This is a genomic window from Pseudonocardia sp. TRM90224 (assembly GCF_021245725.1).
GTDB lineage: Bacteria > Actinomycetota > Actinomycetes > Mycobacteriales > Pseudonocardiaceae > Pseudonocardia.
Window position 1 is genome coordinate 241,622 of record NZ_JAJGSX010000001.1, and the last position, 18,614, is coordinate 260,235.

General features: G+C 71.3%; 23 protein-coding genes. 12 read left to right on the plus strand and 11 right to left on the minus strand.

Features of this window, described 5'->3' with window-relative positions; genetic code table 11:
- Positions 1-63 precede the first annotated feature (63 nt).
- Together LL648_RS00880 and LL648_RS00885 are read left to right on the plus strand one after the other, a co-directional pair.
- Positions 64-711: a TetR family transcriptional regulator gene (locus LL648_RS00880; RefSeq protein WP_255684343.1), complete on the plus strand. Its 648-nt coding sequence runs from the start codon at positions 64-66 to the stop codon at positions 709-711.
- A complete protein-coding gene (locus LL648_RS00885) occupies positions 704-1,036 on the plus strand; it encodes a DUF4873 domain-containing protein (RefSeq protein WP_232660418.1) in 333 nt (110 codons plus the stop codon). The genes LL648_RS00880 and LL648_RS00885 overlap by 8 nt, the downstream gene beginning before the upstream one ends.
- Before the next feature lie 349 nt (positions 1,037-1,385).
- Here LL648_RS00885 and LL648_RS00890 read toward each other — a convergent pair whose 3' ends face one another.
- A complete protein-coding gene (locus tag LL648_RS00890) occupies positions 1,386-1,613 on the minus strand; it encodes a DUF3107 domain-containing protein (RefSeq protein ID WP_232660419.1) in 228 nt (75 codons plus the stop codon).
- Between the two features lie 298 nt (positions 1,614-1,911).
- Entirely contained in the window at positions 1,912-2,586 is a 675-nt protein-coding gene (locus LL648_RS00895; protein ID WP_232660420.1) for a ferritin-like fold-containing protein, read from the minus strand.
- Between the two features lie 418 nt (positions 2,587-3,004).
- Between LL648_RS00895 and LL648_RS00900 the strand changes: the two genes are divergently transcribed.
- The 3 genes from LL648_RS00900 to LL648_RS00910 all read left to right on the plus strand — a co-directional run bounded on the left by LL648_RS00900 (position 3,005) and on the right by LL648_RS00910 (position 6,846).
- Entirely contained in the window at positions 3,005-4,702 is a 1,698-nt protein-coding gene (locus LL648_RS00900; RefSeq protein WP_374111949.1) for a DEAD/DEAH box helicase, read from the plus strand.
- A gap of 62 nt (positions 4,703-4,764) precedes the next feature.
- Positions 4,765-6,006, plus strand: coding sequence for an Rv3212 family protein (locus LL648_RS00905; protein WP_232660422.1), 1,242 nt, complete (start codon positions 4,765-4,767; stop codon positions 6,004-6,006).
- Positions 6,007-6,033: 27 nt separating this feature from the next.
- On the plus strand, positions 6,034-6,846 hold the full coding sequence (locus LL648_RS00910) for an oxygenase MpaB family protein (RefSeq protein WP_232660423.1): 813 nt from the start codon (positions 6,034-6,036) through the stop codon (positions 6,844-6,846).
- 74 nt (positions 6,847-6,920) lie between these two features.
- Here the strand turns inward: LL648_RS00910 and LL648_RS00915 are convergent, their stop codons facing one another.
- The 5 genes from LL648_RS00915 to LL648_RS00935 are packed head-to-tail and all read right to left on the minus strand — an operon-like array spanning position 6,921 to position 9,637.
- On the minus strand, positions 6,921-7,199 hold the full coding sequence (locus LL648_RS00915; protein ID WP_232660424.1) for a hypothetical protein: 279 nt from the start codon (positions 7,197-7,199) through the stop codon (positions 6,921-6,923).
- Complete coding sequence (locus tag LL648_RS00920; protein ID WP_232660425.1) at positions 7,196-8,023, minus strand: RecB family exonuclease; 828 nt, start codon at positions 8,021-8,023, stop codon at positions 7,196-7,198. The genes LL648_RS00915 and LL648_RS00920 overlap by 4 nt, the downstream gene beginning before the upstream one ends.
- 20 nt (positions 8,024-8,043) lie before the next feature.
- Positions 8,044-8,916, minus strand: a complete 873-nt coding sequence (locus LL648_RS00925) for a PHP domain-containing protein (RefSeq protein WP_232660426.1) — start codon at positions 8,914-8,916, stop codon at positions 8,044-8,046.
- 21 nt (positions 8,917-8,937) lie between these two features.
- A complete protein-coding gene (locus tag LL648_RS00930) occupies positions 8,938-9,474 on the minus strand; it encodes a PH domain-containing protein (RefSeq protein ID WP_232660427.1) in 537 nt (178 codons plus the stop codon).
- 4 nt (positions 9,475-9,478) lie between these two features.
- Positions 9,479-9,637, minus strand: a complete 159-nt coding sequence (locus LL648_RS00935; RefSeq protein WP_232660428.1) for a hypothetical protein — start codon at positions 9,635-9,637, stop codon at positions 9,479-9,481.
- Between the two features lie 99 nt (positions 9,638-9,736).
- On the opposite strand from LL648_RS00935, the gene LL648_RS00940 reads away from it, so the two are divergent.
- Entirely contained in the window at positions 9,737-10,132 is a 396-nt protein-coding gene (locus LL648_RS00940) for an NUDIX hydrolase (protein WP_232660429.1), read from the plus strand.
- Positions 10,133-10,225: 93 nt separating this feature from the next.
- Positions 10,226-10,429 (plus strand): hypothetical protein, encoded by a 204-nt coding sequence (locus LL648_RS00945; RefSeq protein WP_232660430.1) that lies wholly within the window; start codon positions 10,226-10,228, stop codon positions 10,427-10,429.
- Positions 10,430-10,444: 15 nt separating this feature from the next.
- Here LL648_RS00945 and LL648_RS00950 read toward each other — a convergent pair whose 3' ends face one another.
- Complete coding sequence (locus LL648_RS00950) at positions 10,445-10,948, minus strand: MaoC family dehydratase (protein WP_232660930.1); 504 nt, start codon at positions 10,946-10,948, stop codon at positions 10,445-10,447.
- A gap of 264 nt (positions 10,949-11,212) precedes the next feature.
- On the opposite strand from LL648_RS00950, the gene LL648_RS00955 reads away from it, so the two are divergent.
- Complete coding sequence (locus LL648_RS00955) at positions 11,213-12,304, plus strand: magnesium and cobalt transport protein CorA (protein WP_374111950.1); 1,092 nt, start codon at positions 11,213-11,215, stop codon at positions 12,302-12,304.
- Between the two features lie 13 nt (positions 12,305-12,317).
- On the plus strand, positions 12,318-13,310 hold the full coding sequence (locus LL648_RS00960) for a DUF5914 domain-containing protein (RefSeq protein ID WP_232660431.1): 993 nt from the start codon (positions 12,318-12,320) through the stop codon (positions 13,308-13,310).
- Here the strand turns inward: LL648_RS00960 and LL648_RS00965 are convergent.
- Both LL648_RS00965 and LL648_RS00970 read right to left on the minus strand, forming a co-directional pair.
- The gene (locus LL648_RS00965) at positions 13,280-14,200 is read right to left on the minus strand and encodes a DMT family transporter (RefSeq protein WP_232660432.1); all 921 of its coding nucleotides are present in this window, start codon (positions 14,198-14,200) and stop codon (positions 13,280-13,282) included. The genes LL648_RS00960 and LL648_RS00965 overlap by 31 nt on opposite strands.
- Before the next feature lie 165 nt (positions 14,201-14,365).
- On the minus strand, positions 14,366-15,166 hold the full coding sequence (locus LL648_RS00970) for a class I SAM-dependent methyltransferase (protein WP_374111951.1): 801 nt from the start codon (positions 15,164-15,166) through the stop codon (positions 14,366-14,368).
- Positions 15,167-15,236: 70 nt separating this feature from the next.
- On the opposite strand from LL648_RS00970, the gene LL648_RS00975 reads away from it, so the two are divergent.
- The 3 genes from LL648_RS00975 (at position 15,237) to LL648_RS00985 (ending at position 17,372) form a co-directional block, all read left to right on the plus strand.
- Complete coding sequence (locus tag LL648_RS00975; protein ID WP_232660434.1) at positions 15,237-15,884, plus strand: metallophosphoesterase family protein; 648 nt, start codon at positions 15,237-15,239, stop codon at positions 15,882-15,884.
- Positions 15,884-16,729 (plus strand): ParB N-terminal domain-containing protein, encoded by an 846-nt coding sequence (locus tag LL648_RS00980; RefSeq protein WP_232660435.1) that lies wholly within the window; start codon positions 15,884-15,886, stop codon positions 16,727-16,729. The genes LL648_RS00975 and LL648_RS00980 overlap by 1 nt, the downstream gene beginning before the upstream one ends.
- A 139-nt stretch (positions 16,730-16,868) precedes the next feature.
- Complete coding sequence (locus LL648_RS00985; RefSeq protein WP_308190221.1) at positions 16,869-17,372, plus strand: methylated-DNA--[protein]-cysteine S-methyltransferase; 504 nt, start codon at positions 16,869-16,871, stop codon at positions 17,370-17,372.
- Positions 17,373-17,407: 35 nt separating this feature from the next.
- Here the strand turns inward: LL648_RS00985 and LL648_RS00990 are convergent, their stop codons facing one another.
- On the minus strand, positions 17,408-18,610 hold the full coding sequence (locus LL648_RS00990) for an ABC transporter ATP-binding protein (RefSeq protein WP_232660436.1): 1,203 nt from the start codon (positions 18,608-18,610) through the stop codon (positions 17,408-17,410).
- Positions 18,611-18,614 lie beyond the last annotated feature (4 nt).

Consider the following 18,614-nt stretch of genomic DNA (forward strand, 5'->3'; position numbering starts at 1 on the left):
TCCGACGAGCGTGCTGTCAACCCCGTCGACCGCCAGGCGCGACGAGCGCAACGGCGTGCCGAGATGGTCCGTGCGGCCATTGACGCGGTCCGCACGCACGGGCCAGGAGTATCGGTGGCCGAGATCGCGGCGATGGCCGGGATCACCAAGCCCGTGCTCTACCGCCACTTCGTCGACAGGGCGGATCTCCAGCGGGCGGTCGGCCAGGAGGCCGCCGCGATGCTGATGGGCCGGATGGGGCCCGAGATGGCCAACACCGACCGGGAGCCGATCGAGCTGGTGCGCGGGGTGATCGACGCGTTCCTGCAGGGCATCGAGAACGAACCCGAGCTGTGGCGTTTCGTCGTACACCACCCGATAGAGCGGGCGCCGGGCGCCGAGATCGTCGACGACGCCCGCGAGCGGATCGCCAGGGTGCTCACGGCGCTGATCGGCGAGCGGATGCGCGAGTTCGGCCTCGACTCCGGCGGCGCCGAGGTCTGGGCGCAAGGCATGGTCGGGATGGTCCAGAGCGCGGGCGACTGGTGGCTCGAGCGGCGGACGATGAGCCGCACCGCCGTCACCGGCTACCTCACGACGATCGTCTGGGGCGGGATCACCGGCGTGCTCGGGCTGAACCAGGCCGCGCCGAGCCCGCTGCGGCTCGTCACCCCGCCCTCGGAGTCGCCGGACGCACCGGACGAGCAGAAATCAGAGGGCACCAATGGCTGAGGACCACGATCACGAGGACGGCTACGCGGGTCCGGCGACGTTGACGGTCGACGGCCGCGACGTCCCTGTCGAGGCGCTGCTCGACGCGCGCCACGAGCCGCACGACGGGAAGATGCACTGGTTCGGGCGGGTCACGCCGGCCAGCGGGCTGGCGGCCGATCTGGCCGCGGCGCTCAAGGCGAGCTCGGCCACCGTCGAGCTGAGCACCGACGGCGGGCGCGCGCCCGCGCAGGTCGGCGACCTGGACCCGTGGGGGCGCTACCGGGTCACCGGAGTCGGCCCGCCACCCTTCGTCCTCGACGATCCAGTGCTCGACGACAACTGATCAGTAAGTTTACCCGAATTCTGATAAGGTTCACATCGACGATGTTGCCTGATCAGAGGGGTGGTCATGCTCGACATTTTCGGACGGCTGGCTGATCAACTGCTGTCCCTCGCGGCACCGAAGGTGCCGGCGAAAGCCTGCATGGACTACGAGCGGGACTGCGCCACAGCGGCCTGGTGCATGCGTTGCGGTGGGGACGCGAAATGTCGTGTGTTCCGTCAGTCGTGCTGCGGTGCGACGTGCTCGGCGTGCTATTGCACGGCGACGCTCTGCTCCGGCTGTCCCTGATCGAGCTCCACCGAAGACGGCCACCACGTGACCTTCACGTGGTGGCCGTCTTCGTTCACGTTCAGCCGATCGCGAACCCGACCTTGCGGGCGTCCGCAGGCGCGATCTCCACGTAGGCGATCTGCGACGCCTTCACGACGTACCGGCGCCCCTTCTCGTCGACAAGGCGCAACAGGCCGTCCTTGCCGTTCAGCGCCGCATCGACCAGATCCTGGACCTCATCCGGGGTCTGGTCGCTGGACACCACGAGCTCGCGCGCGCTCTCCGCGATGCCGATCTTGACCTCCACCGGGACCTCCTGGTCGTCAAACGTGCGAAACGCACTTGCTGGACTGGCTGAGGTTGCCTCAGCTGGCGCCGCCCAGGCTAGTCGAGCACGGGCGCCGAGGAGGCCGCGGGCGGTCAGCCCTAGGCGAAACGCGGGACTCGCCCACCAGAACGCGGAACACGCCGACCGAAACGTGGGACTCGCCCGCCGAGACGCGAGACTCGCCCTCCACGCGGCGAGTCCCACGTTCCAGCGCGCGAGTCCCGCGTTCCAGCGCGCGAGTTGCACGTTCCAGCGGGCGAGTCCCCCGGGCTCCGTGCTAGTTGAGCCCGAGCTTCGCCATCCGCTTGCCGTGGTTGGACTGCAGGCGCTTGAGCAGCGTGCCGATGCCGGCGAGGTCGCCGGAGCCGGTGACGATGAACTCGGCCAGCTCGTCGCGTTCGGCCACGATCTGCTGCGCCTGCGTGACGGCCTCGCCGAGCAGCCGCCGGCCCCACAGCGCGAGCCGGTCGCGCACCTGACGGTTCTCGGCGCACGCCGCGTGCACCTCGCGCTCGGCGAACGCGCTGTAGCCCGTATCGGCCAACACGCGCTGCACCAGGTCGCCCGTCGTGCCCGGCAGCCAGCCGGCCACCTCGCGGTAGAAGTCGGCCGCCAGCCCGTCGCCCAGGTAGGCCTTGACCAGCGACTCCAGCCAGCTGCGCGGAGCCGTGGACGCGTGGTAGGAGTCCCACGGCACGACGAAGGGCCGCATCGCGTCCTCGACGGTGACGCCGAAGTCCTTCAGGTGCTCCTCGAGCAGCCCGTAGTGGCCGATCTCGGCGGCTGCCATGGCCGAGAGCGCGGCGCGCCCCGAGAGCGTCGGGGCCGTGCGGGCGTCCTCGGCGAGCCGGTCGAACGCGGAGAGCTCGCCGTATGCAAGCACACCGAGCAGGTCGACGGCAGCCCTATCGGCTCTAGCCTGATCGGCGTCGCCGACGTGCGCAGTCACCATGGGGTGAAGCTTAGGCCGCTACATCGTTATCCCGACAACAACGCTATGACGGGCCGTCGACGTCGGCGAGGCGGGCGCGCGGCGAACGTCACCCGCCATTCCGGCACGGCACCCTGCCGCTGATCCTTCCGTGCGGGTAGGATGTGCACCAGCGCAGCGCCCTGACTGGGGTGCGCGCCTACCCGTGGCCCCGGCTGGTCTCCCGAACAGCGGTCCGACCGGACCGGGCCACAACGACCTGGTGCGTGCAGCGCCTCGTCGGCTCTCCTGCCCAGCGCGACGCTCACTGTCGCCGGCGGTCGACGAGCCGGCCCCGGGCTCCTGTGCGCGGAGAGAGGCGATCACCCTGTCCGTCGATAACGACACATCGAGCGAGACCACCCCCGACAACTCCACAGCGGCCGACCTCGAGGCCGAAGTGCTCGAGGAGGCGCACCCGCTCAGGGCCGGTGCCCCCGTGCGCCCCGATTCCCCCACGTTCGCCGAGCTCGGCGTCCGTCCCGAGATCGTGAAGGCGCTGGCGGAGGCCGGCATCGAGCGCACGTTCGCGATCCAGGAGCTCACGCTCCCGCTCGCGCTCGCCGGCGAGGACGTCATCGGCCAGGCCCGCACGGGCACCGGCAAGACCCTCGGCTTCGGCGTCCCGCTGTTGCAGCGGATCGTGCCGCCCGCCGAGCGTCCCGCGGCCACCCTCGACGGCGAGGCCGCCGACCGGCTCAAGGACGTCCCGCAGGCGCTTGTCGTCGTGCCGACCCGCGAGCTGTGCGTCCAGGTCGCGAAGGACCTCGCCGACGCCGGGCGCCACCTGGGCATCCGCGTCACCGCGATCTACGGCGGCCGCGCGTACGAGCCGCAGCTCGCGGCGCTGCGCAAGGGCGTCGACGTCGTCGTCGGCACGCCCGGCCGCCTGCTCGACCTCGCCGAGCAGCGCCACCTCGTGCTCGGCCGCGTCGGCGCGCTGGTGCTGGACGAGGCCGACGAGATGCTCGACCTGGGCTTCCTGCCCGACGTCGAGCGCATCCTGCGGATGCTCCCCGAGAAGCGCCACACGATGCTCTTCTCGGCCACGATGCCCGGCCCGATCATCGCGCTGTCCCGCGCGTTCCTGAACAAGCCGACGCACATCCGCGCGGAGGAGTCCGACCAGGGCTCGATCCACGAGCGCACCCGCCAGCTCGTCTACCGCGCGCACGCGATGGACAAGGTCGAGCTGCTCACACGGGTGCTGCAGGCCAAGGAACGCGGCCTGACGATGATCTTCGCCCGCACCAAGCGCACGGTGCAGCGAGTCGCCGACGACCTCGCCGAGCGCGGGTTCGCCGCCGCGGCCGTCCACGGCGACCTCGGCCAGGGTGCCCGTGAGCAGGCGCTGCGCGCGTTCCGCTCCGGCAAGGTCGATGTGCTCGTCGCCACCGACGTCGCGGCCCGCGGCATCGACGTCACCGACGTCACGCACGTCATCAACTACCAGTGCCCCGAGGACTCCAAGACCTACGTCCACCGGATCGGCCGCACCGGCCGCGCCGGCAAGGAAGGTGTTGCGGTCACGCTCGTCGACTGGGACGAGATCCAGCGCTGGAAGCTCGTCAGCGACGATCTGAGCCTCGGCATGGACGAGCCGGTCGAGACGTACTCCACGTCCGACCACCTGTTCACCGACCTGTCGATCCCCACCAACGCGACGGGCCGGCTCCCGCACTCGCAGCGCACCCGCGCTGGGCTCGACGCCGAGTACGTCGACACCGAGGGCGATCACGGCAGCCGCAACAAGCGCAACGGCCGTCGTCGCGACGAGCCGGTCGCGCCGGCGCGCAAGCCGCGCCAAGCCAGGACGCGCACCCGCAGCCGGGGCGGCGTCGCCCTCGACGGTGTCGAGGGCGTCGAGGCGGTGTCCGACGCGTCCGGTAAGCCGGTCGAGGCGGCAAAGGTCGAGGCCGGCGCCGTCGACGCGGCACCTACCACCGGCCCGGAGGCCGCTGGCGACGGCGAGGCCGGCCGGCCGCGCAGGCGGCGGCGCCGTGGCGGCGCACGCAGGCGCAGCAACGGCTCCGGCCCCGAGGTGGGCGGCGAGCCCGCCGTCGCCGAGTCCGCAACACAGGACGCGGCGGCCAGCTGAGCACGTCGACCGTCGAGCAGAGCGGCGACGCGGGTCCCCCGCGTTCGCCGCTTTTGCGTGGTGTGCCACCGGAGCGGCGTCGCCGAGGTGACGTCATCGCGATCACCGTCATCACCGTCGTCCTGCTCGTCGCAGGCGGATTGATCTGGGCGAACAGTCCCGTCGCGAACACCGTGGCGCAAGAGGCGCAGGTGCCCGTCGCGGCACCACCGACGTGGACGGGGCCGGCGCCGGCCGCGTTCCGCGAGGCCTGGCAGGCACCCAGCGGTGCCACGCCCGTGCCCGTCGTCGCGGGCCCCGCGGTGGTCACCGGCGACGGTTCGGCCGTCTCGGGGCGCGACGCCAGCACCGGCGCGGAGGCGTGGAGCTACCGCCGCAACATCCCGCTGTGCACCGTCACCGCCGCGTTCCCCAACAGCGACAAGGGCGGCGGCCAGGTGCTCGCGCTGTTCGACAACGGCACCGGGTGGTGCAGCGAGCTGACGTCCCTGCGTCCCGACACGGGCGCCCAGGTCGGGGCGCGCAACCCCGACCTCCGGCCGGGCACACGCCTGCTGAGCAACGGTTCGCTCGTCGCCGGGACCGGCGCGACGTACCTCGAGGTCTTCCGGAACGACCTGGTCCAGACGCTCGAGTACGGCGACATCGTCACCCCGGTCGAGCACGACAACCAGGAGCACGCCGACTGCACCAACGGGTCGGTCGTGCTGGGCAACGAGCGGCTCGCCGTCGTCCAGCGCTGCCCTGACGACCCCGACGACCAGCTGCGCAGCGTCAACCCGGCCGGCAAGGAGGACGAGACGCCGGAGGAGCGCTACACGGTCGACCTGCCGAGCGACTCGGCGACGGTGCTCGTCGCCACCCCCAAGCGGGCCGTGGTGGCAGTGCCCGGGCCGAGTAGGCTGATCGTGTTCGACGATGCCGGTATCGAGGTCGCCACCGTGCCGCTCGACGTGCCTGAGGCCGACCTCCCACCCGTCCCACCCGGCCGGACCCCGACCGTCGAGACCGACGGCCAGCGCTACTACTGGTGGAGCGGCTCCCGCACCGTCGCGCTCGACGCCGTCGAGCTGACCCCCGTCTGGACGGTGCCGGGAACGCTCGGGCCCGCCGTGCCCTACGGGGAGAGCCTGCTCGTGCCCGTCCCCGACGGGCTGGCTGAGCTCGACCCGGCGAGCGGCGCCGTCCTGCGCACGATCCCGGTGATCCGGCCCGCCGGCATGAACTCGGTGCGGCTGGCGGTGCTCGGCGACGTGCTGCTGGAGCAGCGGGGACCCGTTCTGGCGGCGCTCGTCCCGGCCTGATGGGCCCTCCTGGAGCACACTGTGGGGGTGAGCGAATCTCCCGGCTCTGACGCCCGCACGGAAGAGGGCTACTTCCCGGTCGGCAGCGCGACCCGTCGTGTGGTCGGCGATCCGGCCGCGCTGATCGGCGGGATCAGCGCGCTGTTCCTGCAGACCCTGCATCCGCGCGCGATGGCGGGCGTCGACCAGCACTCCAGCTTCCCCGACGACTTCTGGCCGCGGCTGCAACGCACCGCCGGCTACGTCACGACGCTCGCGTTCGCCGACACCGCAACCGCGGACGCCTCGGTCGCCAGGGTCCGCCGGATCCACAAGGTCGTTCGCGGCACCGACCCGGTGACCGGGCGCACCTACTCCGCCGACGACCCCGAGCTGCTGCGCTGGGTGCACGTCACGGAGGTCAGCTCGATGGTCGGCGCCGTCCGGCGGCTCGGGGTGATCGACGCCGACGAGGAGGACCGCTTCCTCGCCGAGCAGGTCCGCGCGGGGGCGCTGCTCGGCGCCACCGACCTCCCCACCAGCCGCGACGAGGTCGAGCAGTACTTCGCCGACATCCGTCCCCAGCTGGTGGCGAGCCCCACCGCCAAGCTCGCCGCCCGGCGGCTCGCGGTGGCTCCGCTGCCGCTCCGGCTGGAGCTGCTCACCCCGGCCCGGCCGGTGTGGACGACCGTCGCCGCGGTCGCGATCGGCATGCTGCCCGGCTGGGCCCGCGACCTCTACGGCATCCCCCGCCCGCCCGACTGGATCGCCGAACCCGTCACGACCGCAGGCCTGTGGTCGCTGCGCACCGCCCTCTTCGGCGCCCGGCGAATCCTCCGCCGCCCCGACCCACCCCGCTGACCCGAAACTTCCCCACCGTTTTGTGCACCTGCGCGCCATTTCAGCGCGCAAGTGCACAAAACGGTGGGGAGCTTCTACGCCAGCCAGAGGAACGCGAGCACCGCGGCGGCGATCCCGACCACGACGAGTGCCGCGACCGTGCCCCGCGGCCCGGGCGTGCGGTCGGCGTGGACCTGCGCACCGACAGCCACGACGGCCGCGACACCGTGCCAGACGAGCATCGACGTGCCCGGCCCGTCGGTGCCGGCGGCCAGGAACTGGGTAGCCACGAGCACGAGCGCGAGCAGCACCAACCCGCCCGCGAGCAGCCCCGAGAAGCCGCGCAGGAAGCCGCGCCCGTGCCGTGCCATCACGGTTCCAGCTGCGCCCATGGCTCCCGCTCCGGCGCGGCCGCCTTGCCGGTGGGGCAGCTGCGCCGCATGTCGCACGACCCGCAGCGGGGCGCCGGCCGGGTGGGGAAGAGCCGGTCGGCGTCGCCGCCGGCCTCGAGCTCCGCCGCCGCCTCGGCGATCTCCCCCGCGGTCGCCTCGGCCGCCTGGACGTGCGCGCGCAGCGACGCGTCGTCGTGGCGCCACGCCGCCACCGTCCCCGACGGCACGTGGTGCAGCTCCACCTGCCGGCACGTGCGCCGCAAGGTCCGCTCGGTGGCGACCGCGTAGAGCGCGAGCGCAGGCGCGCGGCGGGCGTCGTCGTCCGTCGGTTTGCGGCCGGTCTTGTAGTCGACGACAACCAGCTCTGCGCCCCGGCGGTCGATCCGGTCGACCCGGCCCTCCGCGACGATCCGGTCGGTGGCGACCGATACCCACTGCTCCAGGCCGACGGCCTCGGTGCCGTCGTGTTCCAGGTCGGTGGCGTAGTCCGCGACCCACGCCCGCGCTCGATCCCGGTAGCGCCTGACCTGCTCCTGGTCGCGGAAGCCCTCGCTCGACCAGTACTTGTCGACGAGCGCGGCCGCCCGTTCTGGCGTGCGCTGCCCCGTCGGCAGGTCGAACAGCGCCCGGAGCGCCAGGTGGACGACGGCGCCGAGCGTGCTCGGGGCCCGCGCGCCGCCGCGTGGCGGGGCCGGCCGGTCGAGGTAGGCCATGCGGTAGCGCCGCGGGCAGTCCCCCCAGGTCGACAGCTTGGCGGGGGTCACGCGCACCAGCTGCGGGGTGGAGAAGTCGAGCCCGAGCTGCATGGCACCGACACTACTGCGCGTCAGGCACCGATCACGCCGACACCCGTCGCACCGCTGACGAGCTGCTCGAACGCGTCGGCGCCGGTCGTCTCGGCCGCGATCGGGGTCGTCTTGTTCGTGCCGTGGTAGTCGCTGGAGCCGGTGCCGACGAGCCCGAGATCGGCGGCGAGCCCGCGCAAGAGCTCGCGGTCCTCCGGAGCGTGGTCGGGATGGTCGATCTCGACGCCGGCCAGCCCCACGGCCGCGAGGGCGGCGATCACCGACGGCTCGACGACCCGGCCCCGCTTGCGCGCGAGCGGGTGCGCGAAGACGGCGACCCCGCCCGCGGCGCGGACCATCTCGATCGCCGTCCGCACCGGCGTGTCCGCCTTCGGCACGTAGTACGGGCTACCGCTGTAGAGCAGCGTCGCGAACGCCTCGTTCACCGAGCCGACGACGCCCGCCGCGACGAGCGCGCGGGCCAGGTGCGGACGGCCAGCGCTCGCCCCCTCCGGGAGCTGCGCGAACACCAGGTCGACGTCGACGGGGTAACCGTCGGCCGCCATCTTCTCGGTCATCTTGTGCAGCCGCTCGACGCGCTCGGCACGCAGGCGGGTCTGCTCGCCGACGATCGCCGCGTGCGCCGGGTCGAACAAATAGCCGAGCAGGTGCACCGAGACCGGCCGGTCGCCGCGCCCGGTCTCGCTGACGCAGGAGAACTCCGCGCCGCGCACGAGCCGCATCCCCGGCGGCAACACGTCAGCAGCGGCCGCCCAGCCGCTGGTCGTGTCGTGGTCGGTGATCGCGAGCACGTCGACCCCCGCGCGCTGCGCGGCCGCGACCAGCTCAGCAGGACTGTCCGTGCCGTCGGACGCTGTGGAGTGCGCGTGCAGATCGATCCGGGGACTGGCCACGAGTCACACTAGCTACTCGCGCTACTTCCGCCAGCGCGGCCTAGCGAGCATGCCGGTGGCGCGCGTCTTGCCCTTCTCCCCGAACACCAGCTCGGAGAGCGCCTCGTAGACCTCTTCGGGGCGCGGCATGTAGTCGATGCGGTTGAGTGCCTGGATCTGGCCGGCCGACTCGACGATCAGCGTGCCGTAGCCGAGCATGCGCCCACCGAGGCTGCGCTGGAACGTCAGGTCGGTGACCTTGCCCAGCGGCATCATGCCGACGTTGTGCACGATGATCCCCTGCGCGAGCATCACCCGCTTGTCGGTGATCACGATGCGCTCGATCCACCACAGCGCCGTCAGCACGCTGAAGCGCAGGACCGCGACGAGCGCGAGGTAGAACGTGATGTTGTCGACGAGCACGCTGTCGGGCAGGTACCGCTCGACCACCACGCAGAGCAGGAGGAACAGCGCGGTCTGCGTGACGTGCTTCCACATGAACGCCCAGTGCTGGCGCACGCGGATCACCCTCCGCTCCGTCGGGAGCAGGTACTCGTCGATCTCGCGGGGGGCGAGCACTGGCCTAGACGAGCTGGGTGAAGAAGCGGGTGACGGACTCGGCCGCGTCGCGCAGCGTGCCGACGATGTTGGACAGCGAGTTCGCAGCGCCGTCCGGCTGAGTGACAACGAAGAAGATGAGCAACGCGATCGCGAGCAGCCCAACGATCTTCTTGACGTTCACCACACCACCATTTCTTGCGGAGGGAGACCCTTCACGAGAGTTGTACCGCACCGGCCGGGGATCCGGTATCCGGCACGCGGGCTCGTATGGTGGTGATCGATGACCCACAGTGACCCGTTCGTCCCCTGTGTGGGGGGCCTCGTCCATGACCCGGATGGCCGCTTGCTGTTGGTCCAACGGCGCAACGAGCCCGGGCGCGGGCTCTGGTCGATCCCCGGCGGACGCATCGAGGCTGGTGAGACGCATGAGGCTGCGTTGGTCCGGGAGATGCAAGAAGAGACCGGCCTGGTGGTGCACGTCGAGCGGCTGATCGGGGTAGTGCACCGGGGCCCGTTCGAGATCAGCGACTACCGGTGCGCGGTGGTCGGCGGCGAGCTGCGCGCCGGCGACGACGCCTTGGACGCCCGCTGGTGCTCGGCCTCCGACCTCACGCAGCTCCCACTGGTGGCCGAACTCCTGGAGACGCTGACGGGTTGGAACGTGCTACCGCAGTGACGGTCCGGACACGGAGATGGATCTGGTCAGACGTCTTGTGAGTCTCGTACAGTCCGCCTGACCCCGACGACCGCAACCTCCGAGGCGGGCACGATGACGGTTCTGAACACGATGGCCGACCGACTCCTCCAGATGCTGGCGCCGAAGGCCGAAGGGCATGCCGCCGCGTGCACGCCGCCAGAGGAACAGTGCGCCTGCCTGCCGAACCACAGCGTCCTGGCCTGCCGGATTTGCCAGTGGTGCCCTTCCGGCGAGCGCTGCGGCACCTACAAGTGGACGGACATCAAGTGCCGGTGAGTCGCCGCTAGTGCACTAGACCTGTGGCACCGGTCGGCCCGGCTGCTCCCCGCCCCGCGCGTCGCCGTAGGAGCGCTTGGGCACCATGACCTTGCGGCGGAACGTGCACACGACGGTGCCGTCCTGCTTGTAGCCGCGGGTCTCGACGTAGACGACGCCGCGGTCGTCCTTCGACTTCGAGGGCGTCTTGTCCAGCACCTCGGTCTCGCCGTAGATGGTGTCGCCGTGGAAGGTCGGCTTGGTGTGCTTGAGCGACTCGACCTCGAGGTTGGCGATGGCCTTGCCGGAGACGTCGGGCACGGACATGCCCAGCAGCAGCGAGTAGATGTAGTTGCCGACGACGACGTTGCGCTTGAACTCGGTCGTCTCCTCGGCGTAGTTGGCGTCCATGTGCAGCGGGTGGTGGTTCATGGTCAGCAGGCAGAAGAGGTGGTCGTCGTACTCGGTGACCGTCTTGCCGGGCCAGTGCTTGTAGACGGCCCCGACCTCGAACTCTTCGAAATACCGACCGAACTGCAACGCTGTCGCCTCCATCGCCGATAAGCATCGTTGGTGGGAGTAATCTAGCCGCTGGGTCACGCCGTGTTGCCGGATTCGGACATGGCGCCCGACACAGGACCGAGCAGAGGACGAGGAGGTGAGCGCGGTGCCGACGGCACCCGGTTGCAGTAGTCGCCGCGTTCCCGACATGGCGGCCTGCTGACGGTCTCCCCGGTCGGGGCGCGATTCCACGCCCGCACGACACGCACATCGTCGTGCCCCCGACCACCACGGAGGTACCCCGTGCCGCCCTTGTCCGCGTTCAAGCCCGCGCTGCGCGTAGCCGGCAGCCGCAAGCCCGCCCCCGCCTTGCTGCCGAAGCTGCGCGTCCCGATCTCCGCCTACATCGTCGACTGCGCCGTCTACATCGAGGGCGAGCGCCTCCCCGGGCGCTGGACCCACGAGCGAGCTCTCGCCGAGGTGCGCGAGCGCGAGGACGGCTTCGTCTGGATCGGGCTGCACGAGCCCGACGAGGAGCAGATCACCGGTATCGCCGACGTCTTCGGCCTGCACGAGCTGGCCGTCGAGGACGCCGTGCACGCGCACAACCGGCCCAAGATCGAGCGCTACGACGACATGCTGTTCATGGTGCTCAAGACGGTCTGCTACATCGGCAAGAGCGAGCCGCACGCCGAGCACGAGATCGTCGAGACCGGCGAGGTCATGGCCTTCGTCGGGCCCGACTTCGTGATCACCGTCCGGCACGGGGAGCATTCCTCGCTCCGTGACGTCCGGCGCAACCTGGAGGCCGACCCGGAACAGCTGGCACTCGGCCCGGCGGCCGTGCTGCACGCCATCGCCGACCACGTCGTCGACACGTACCTCGAGGTCACCGAGGCCATCGAGGACGACATCGACGACATGGAGGCGCAGGTCTTCACCCCGCGCTCGACGATGGACGCCGAGCAGATCTACGTGCTCAAGCGCGAGGTGCTCGAGCTGCGACGGGCCGTGGTGCCGCTGACGGCGCCGGTGCGCAAGCTGACCGAGGGGTACAGCTCGCTCGTGCCGCACGAGGTGCGCTCGTACTTCCGCGACGTCGACGACCACCTGGTGACCGTCACCGAGCGGATCGCGGGCTTCAACGAACTGCTCACCTCGCTCGTCGACGCCGCGCTCGCGAAGATCACGATGCGGCAGAACACCGACATGCGGAAGATCAGCTCGTACGTCGCTCTGATCTCCGTGCCGACCATGATCGCCGGTATCTACGGGATGAACTTCGATGTCATCCCCGGTGCCCAGTGGTCGTTCGGTTTCCCGATGGTGCTGGTCGTGAGCTTTCTGATCTGTGCGTTCCTCTTCCGGGTGTTCCGCCGCAACCAGTGGTTGTGACAGGTTCTGCCGGGTGAGCGATCGGCGCGGCAACCCGCTGCGCCGGCTGCGCCGCCCGGCGTGGGCCGAGCAACGGCCCACCTGGAAGGACGCGAAGCCGGCGCTGATCAACGCGGCGCTCGAACGGGCCCGGGCCCGGCCCGCAGGTGGCTGGTTCGTGCTCGCCGGGAGCCGCGAGGTCCGTGACGGCGCGGCGTTCGGCCGGGTCGTCGCAGGTCGCGAGCTCGTCGTGTGGCGCGACGCGGACGGCGCGGTGCACGCCGGGCCGGGCGCGTGCCCGCATCTCGGCGCCGCGCTGTGCGACGCCCCGGTGCACGACGGGCAGCTGGTCTGCCGCTGGCACGGCCTCTCGCTCGGCCCCGGCGGCCGTCCCGGCTGGCGCACCCTGCCGGCGCACGACGACGGCGTGCTCGTCTGGGTCCGGCTGGACGAGCACGCGAGCGGCGCCCCGACCGACGTGCCGGTGCTGGGGCCGCGGCCGCCCGCCGAGCGCAGCCTCGCCGCCGTCGCGACCGTCGTCGGGCGCTGCGAGCCGGACGACGTGATCGCCAACCGGCTCGACCCGTGGCACGGGGCATGGCTGCACCCGTACTCGTTCGCCGCACTCGAGGTGCTCTCCGCACCGACCGTGACCTGCACGAATGCCGAGGACCGATTTCTCGTCGAAGTGACGTTCACGCTCGGCGGGAAGCTCGGCGTGCCGGTGCACGCCGAGTTCAGCTGTCCCGACGAGCGCACGATCACGATGGAGATCGTCGACGGCGAGGGCACCGGCACGGTGGTCGAGACACACGCGACACCGATGCGCCCCGGCTCCGACGGGCGCCCCCGGACGGCCGTGATCGAGGCGGTCGTCGCGCACTCCGACCGTCCGGGGTTCGTGCACAGCCGCCGCGTCGCCGCCGCGCTGCGCCCGCTGATGGCGCTGACCGCGCGTCGGCTGTGGCGCGACGACATCGCGTACGCGGAGCGCCGCTACGAGCTGCGCTCCCGCTCCGCCCGCTGAGACCAGCCGCCCAGCAGCACCGCCGCTCCCAGCAGCACCGCCCCCGCGACGCCGGTGACGCCGAGCCGGTCGCCGAGCAGCAACGCGGCCAGCACCGCCGCGGTGAGCGGCTCGATCAGCGACATCAGCACCCCGACCCCCGCCGACGCGCTGCCGAGCCCGCGGAAGTACAGGCTGTACGCGAGCGCGGTCGGCACGATGCCGAAGAGCGCGAGCAGCAGCAGCGACGTCGCGTCGGGGATGAACGACAACCCGTTCGGCGAGCCCAGCAACGCCAGCGGCGCGAGCAGCACTCCCCCGAGCAGGAACGCGAGACCGGTGCAGGTCGGCGCGTCGAGGTCGGCCACGGGACGCGCGGAGACGAGCGTCATGGCTGCGAACCCGCAGCCCGAGAGCACCGCGAGGGCCGCGCCGGCGAGTACGTCGCCCCCGCCGGCCCCCGGCACCCCGACCAGCAGCACCAGACCCACCAGCGCCAGCGCAACTGCCAGCACCGGCCGCAGACCGGCGCGGCCGCGCCCGGTGAGCCGCTCGACGACGAGCACGGCAACCGGCCCGGTGCCGATCGTGACCAGGGTGGCGATGCTGACGGACGTCATGGAGACGGCTGCGAAGTAGCAGCCCTGGAACAGCGCCGCGAGCGCGCCGATGACGACCACCCGCCGCCACGCCGAGGCCGTTCTGGGCACGCTCCGGCCCGTGACCAGGAGGAACAGGCAGATCAGCGAGCCACCGACGGCGAGCCGGTAGGTCGAGACGGCGATCGAGGACATGCCGGACTGCTCACCGAGCATCCGGCCGAGCAGGCCGCCGGTACCCCAGAGGAGCCCGGCGAGCACGAGGAAGGAGACGCCCGAAACCGGGCGCGCGGAAAGACTGGAAACGGACATGGCTGTGCAGCGCTCCTGCGACAAGGAGGAATGGTGGTCGCGGAAGCGGGGCCGTCCTCACGGACCGGCGCGGAACGAGTGGGCGCCCCCGCTAGGGAGCGGTGGGCGGGGAGATCGGGAGCGTTCGCTGTACCTGCACGAACGGCACGCTACCAGGGGTCGCGCTCACCCGTCCTTGGTGATATCCACGCCCTCCGGCGGCGTCACGGCCTCCACCGGGTCCGGCTGCCCGCCGGGGCTCCGGCCGAGGAACGTGTGCACGATGTGCTGCTGCCAGCCGGGCACGGTCGAGACCATGACGTCGTCGAAGCCGGTGGCGCGCATGCGGGCGGTGAGCGCCTCGACGCCGTCGAACTCGAGCACGCTGCGCCAGAGGTAGCGGTAGAGGTCGGCGGAGCCGCTGCGGATCCGCCCGAGCGGGATGATCACGCCCCAGCAGACGGTGGTCCAGAGCATGCGGCTGCGCATCGAGTCGCGCACCGAGTACTCGTGCACGGCCAGCGGCGCACCGGGCCGCAGCAGCGTGCGGAACGAGCGCAGCGCGGCGTTGGTGTCGCCCAGGTTGCGCAGCAGGTACGCGGCGAAGATCCCGTCGTACGGCCCTGTGAGCTTGATCCGGTCGAGCTCGTCGACGTTGCCCTGCACGAAGCGCACGCGCGACGGCCAGGTCTTGCGCCGCGCCTGGTTCAGCATCTCCGACGACGCATCGATGGCGGTGATCTCGGCCTCGGGAGCGGCGTCCAGCAGCGCGGCCGTGGACGCGCCCGTCCCGCAGCCGAGATCGAGCAGCCTCAAGCCGCTGCCGCCGTTCTGCAGCCCCATCCGCCGCGCCGACATGCGGAGGTGTTCGTGGTATCCGGGGTTGGATGCAACCAGCTTGTCGTAGGCCCGCGCGTGGGCGTCGAACGTGCGCGGCACCTGCGTCCTGTCGAAGCGGCCCGTGCGTGCAGCACTCACGCATTGCATAGTGACGTATCCGGAGCGCAAGCGCACCGAACCCGGGCCGCGATTCCCGATCCCCCGTACCCTGTCGCCGATGGTCAGAGCACTCGCGGTGAGCGACGAGGTCGATGCGGGGCTGCACGTGCGTGCGGCCCGGCTGCGTGACGTCGACCTGATCGTCGCTGCGGGCGACCTGCCGTTCGACTACCTCACCGACCTGTCCGACGCCGTCGACAAGCCCGGCGTCATGGTCCCCGGCAACCACGACCCCGACATCTCCGGCTTCTCACAGCGCGCCGGCATGTGGATGCGGGCCGGCCATCCGTCCGAGTGGCCCGGCCCAGCCGGCTACGACGACGCCGACGGGCGGGTCGTCGACGTCGCCGGCCTGCGGTTCGCCGGTCTCGGCGGCTGCGTGCGCTACCGCAACGGCCCCAACCAATGGACGCAGGGCGAGCAGGCCCGGCGCGCCCGCAAGCTGGTCAGGGCCGCCCGTCGGTGCGAACGCCGCGACGGTCGTGGGGTCGACGTGCTGCTCACGCATGCGCCGCCGCGCCGGTGCGGCGACCGCGAGGACCCCCCGCACCACGGGTTCGACTGCCTGCACGCCGTGGTCGAGGCCCTCCGGCCGCGGCTGCTGCTGCACGGGCACATCCACCCGTTCGGCGAGCCGGTGCCCGACCGGTTCATCGGCGCCACGAGGGTGGTCAACGTCGTCGGCCGGAGGGTGCTGGAGCTCTGATGGCCGACACCGGCTTCCCGCAGGCCGACGCCGAGAACGACTTCCTGCGCATCCGACGCCAGCAGGTGCTGTCGCGGCTGGCGGCGTGGCTGCGCCGGGAGCCGGACGACATCTCGGAGATCCTGCCGTTCGACGAGGTCGTCGGCGCGCTCGGCCGGACCGGCGAGCGCAGGGTCGGGCAGAAGGTGATCCCGCTCGACGCGATCGTCGGCAGCGTCGACCGCACGAAGGACTTCGACCGCTGGTTCCGGCCGCGCTCGCAGCGCACTCGCGAGCGGTGGGAGCGGCTCGCGCAGGCGCAGCGGCGCGGCGAGTCGATCCCGCCGATCGACGTCTACAAGGTCGGCGAGCTGTACTTCGTGCGCGACGGGCACCACCGGGTGTCGGTCGCGCACGCACTGCGGCTGCGCTCGATCGACGCGCTCGTCACCGAGATCACCACCAAGCTCGACTCGTCCGGCATCGCCAGCCGCGGCGACCTCATCACGAAGGACCTGCGCAGGGTCTTCCTCGACCGGGTGCCGCTGCCGGGGCCCGCGCTGTGCACGATCCTCGTCACCTCGGCCTGGTCGTACGCGGTGCTGAGCGAGACAGTCGAGGCCTGGGGCTTCCGGCTCATGCAGCTGGAGTGCCGCTACCTCGACCGCGAGACCGTCGCCAAGCGGTGGTTCGGGGAGGAGTTCCAGCCGGTCGTGCGGATGCTGCACCAGGCGGGGCTCGTCGGCGACAAGACCGACGCGGAGGCGTACCTGCACTTCGCGGGCCAGCGCTACAAGCTCATGCGCACGCACCGCTGGGACGACGAGGTGGTCGAACGCCTCCAGGCCGACCCCGGCGACCACTGACTTCCCCACCGTTTTGCCAACTTGCACACCCTGCAGCGTGTGCAGGTTGGCAAAACGGTGGGCAACTTCGGGGCCCGGTGCCGGCGTCCGTGTCCGAATCCCGCCGGAACGCCGGGGCGGACGCGGGCAGGATGGACGGGTGATCGACGTTCGGCACACCGTGGTCGGCAGCCCCGTCGGCCCGCTCACGCTGGTGGCGACCGACGGCGTGCTGTCGGGCCTGTACATGGACCGGCAGATGTACCTGCCGGCCGCGAGCACGTTCGGCGAGCCGGACCCGTCGTGCCTCCCGGACGTGCGGGCCGAGCTCGCGGCCTACTTCGCCGGCGAGCTGACGGCGTTCACGGTGCCGCTCGCGCCGCGCGGCACACCGTTCCAGCAGACGTGCTGGACGGCGCTGTTGGAGGTCCGGTTCGGCGAGACCGCGACCTACGGCGAGCTGGCCGCCCGCATCGGACGCCCCACGGCGGCCAGGGCCGTCGGCATGGCGAACGGCCGCAACCCGATCAGCATCATCATCCCGTGCCACCGCCTGATCGGTTCCGACGGCAGCCCGACGGGCTACGGCGGCGGCATCGAACGCAAGCTGGCGCTCCTCGCGCACGAAGGCGCCACGTCGACAACGACGTTGTTGCTGTTCTAACGCTCGCGGAACAGCAACAACGTCGTTGTCGACGGTCAGGCGGTGGCCGGCGCGGCCTCGCGTGTCGTGAGGTTCTTCCCGCTCTGCGGGTCGAACACCTGGATCTTGCCGGTGTCCACCCACACCTCGGAGCGCTCGCCCTCGGCCACCGTCGACGACGCCGACAGCCGCGTGACGATCTGGCCCGAGTCGCCGCCGGGCACGTCGGCGGTGCCGGCGTCGGCCGCGAGGTCGGCGAGGTCGTCCGAGATCGCCTGCTCGCCCTCGACGGCGAAGTAGGCGAACTTGTCCGACCCCATCGACTCCAGCACGTCCACCTCGGCCGTGAAGACCGATCCGCGGGCCTTCTGGTGGTCCTCGACCAGCGCGGCGTCCTCGAAGTGCTCCGGCCGGATGCCGACGATGAGCTCGCGCGGCGCGTTGGCGCTTTCCAGCTTGCTGCGCAGCTCGTCGGTGAGGGAGAGATCGCCCAGCGGGGTACGGAACGTCCCTTCTTCGAGCTTCGCCGGCAGGAAGTTCATCGCGGGCGAGCCGATGAAGCCTGCGACGAACAGGTTGGCCGGGGTGTCGTACAGCGTCTGCGGCGAGCCGATCTGCTGGATGTGGCCGCCGCGCATGACGACGATCCGGTCGCCGAGCGTCATGGCTTCGGTCTGGTCGTGCGTCACGTAGACCGTGGTCGTGCCGAGGCGCTGCTGCAGCTTCGAGACCATCGTGCGCATCTGCACGCGCAGCTTGGCGTCGAGGTTGGAGAGCGGCTCGTCCATCAGGAACGCCTTCGGGCTGCGGACGATCGCCCGGCCCATCGCGACGCGCTGGCGCTGGCCACCGGACATGTTGGCCGGCTTGCGGTCGAGGTGGTGGGTGAGGTCGAGGATCTTCGCCGCTTCCTCGACCTTCCGGTTGATCTCGTCCTTGTCCATCTTGGCGATCTTGAGCGGGAACGCCATGTTCTCCCGCACGTTCATGTGCGGGTAGAGCGCGTACGACTGGAACACCATCGCGATGTCCCGGTCCTTCGGCGCCTTCTCGTTGACGCGCTGGCCCCCGATGCGCAGCTCGCCCTCGGAGATGTCCTCCAGCCCGGCGATCATGTTCAGCGTCGTCGACTTCCCGCACCCAGACGGGCCGACCAGGATGATGAACTCGCCGTCGGCGATCTCGAAGCTCGCCTTGTCGACGCCGATGGTCCCATCGGGGTAGCGCTTGGTGATCTCGTCCAGAACGATGTCAGCCACGTCG

What these genes read in the sequence shown, in the direction of transcription:
- LL648_RS00880 (WP_255684343.1), top strand. Translation starts at nt 64, where the DNA reads ATGGTCCGTGCGGCCATTGACGCGGTCCGCACGCACGGGCCAGGAGTA.
- LL648_RS00885 (WP_232660418.1), top strand. Translation starts at nt 704, where the DNA reads ATGGCTGAGGACCACGATCACGAGGACGGCTACGCGGGTCCGGCGACG.
- LL648_RS00895 (WP_232660420.1), bottom strand. Translation starts at nt 2,586, where the DNA reads ATGGTGACTGCGCACGTCGGCGACGCCGATCAGGCTAGAGCCGATAGG.
- LL648_RS00920 (WP_232660425.1), bottom strand. Translation starts at nt 8,023, where the DNA reads ATGCAGCTCGGGCTCGACTTCTCCACCCCGCAGCTGGTGCGCGTGACC.
- LL648_RS00940 (WP_232660429.1), top strand. Translation starts at nt 9,737, where the DNA reads ATGACCCACAGTGACCCGTTCGTCCCCTGTGTGGGGGGCCTCGTCCAT.
- LL648_RS00945 (WP_232660430.1), top strand. Translation starts at nt 10,226, where the DNA reads ATGACGGTTCTGAACACGATGGCCGACCGACTCCTCCAGATGCTGGCG.
- LL648_RS00965 (WP_232660432.1), bottom strand. Translation starts at nt 14,200, where the DNA reads ATGTCCGTTTCCAGTCTTTCCGCGCGCCCGGTTTCGGGCGTCTCCTTC.
- LL648_RS00970 (WP_374111951.1), bottom strand. Translation starts at nt 15,166, where the DNA reads ATGCAATGCGTGAGTGCTGCACGCACGGGCCGCTTCGACAGGACGCAG.
- LL648_RS00975 (WP_232660434.1), top strand. Translation starts at nt 15,237, where the DNA reads ATGGTCAGAGCACTCGCGGTGAGCGACGAGGTCGATGCGGGGCTGCAC.
- LL648_RS00980 (WP_232660435.1), top strand. Translation starts at nt 15,884, where the DNA reads ATGGCCGACACCGGCTTCCCGCAGGCCGACGCCGAGAACGACTTCCTG.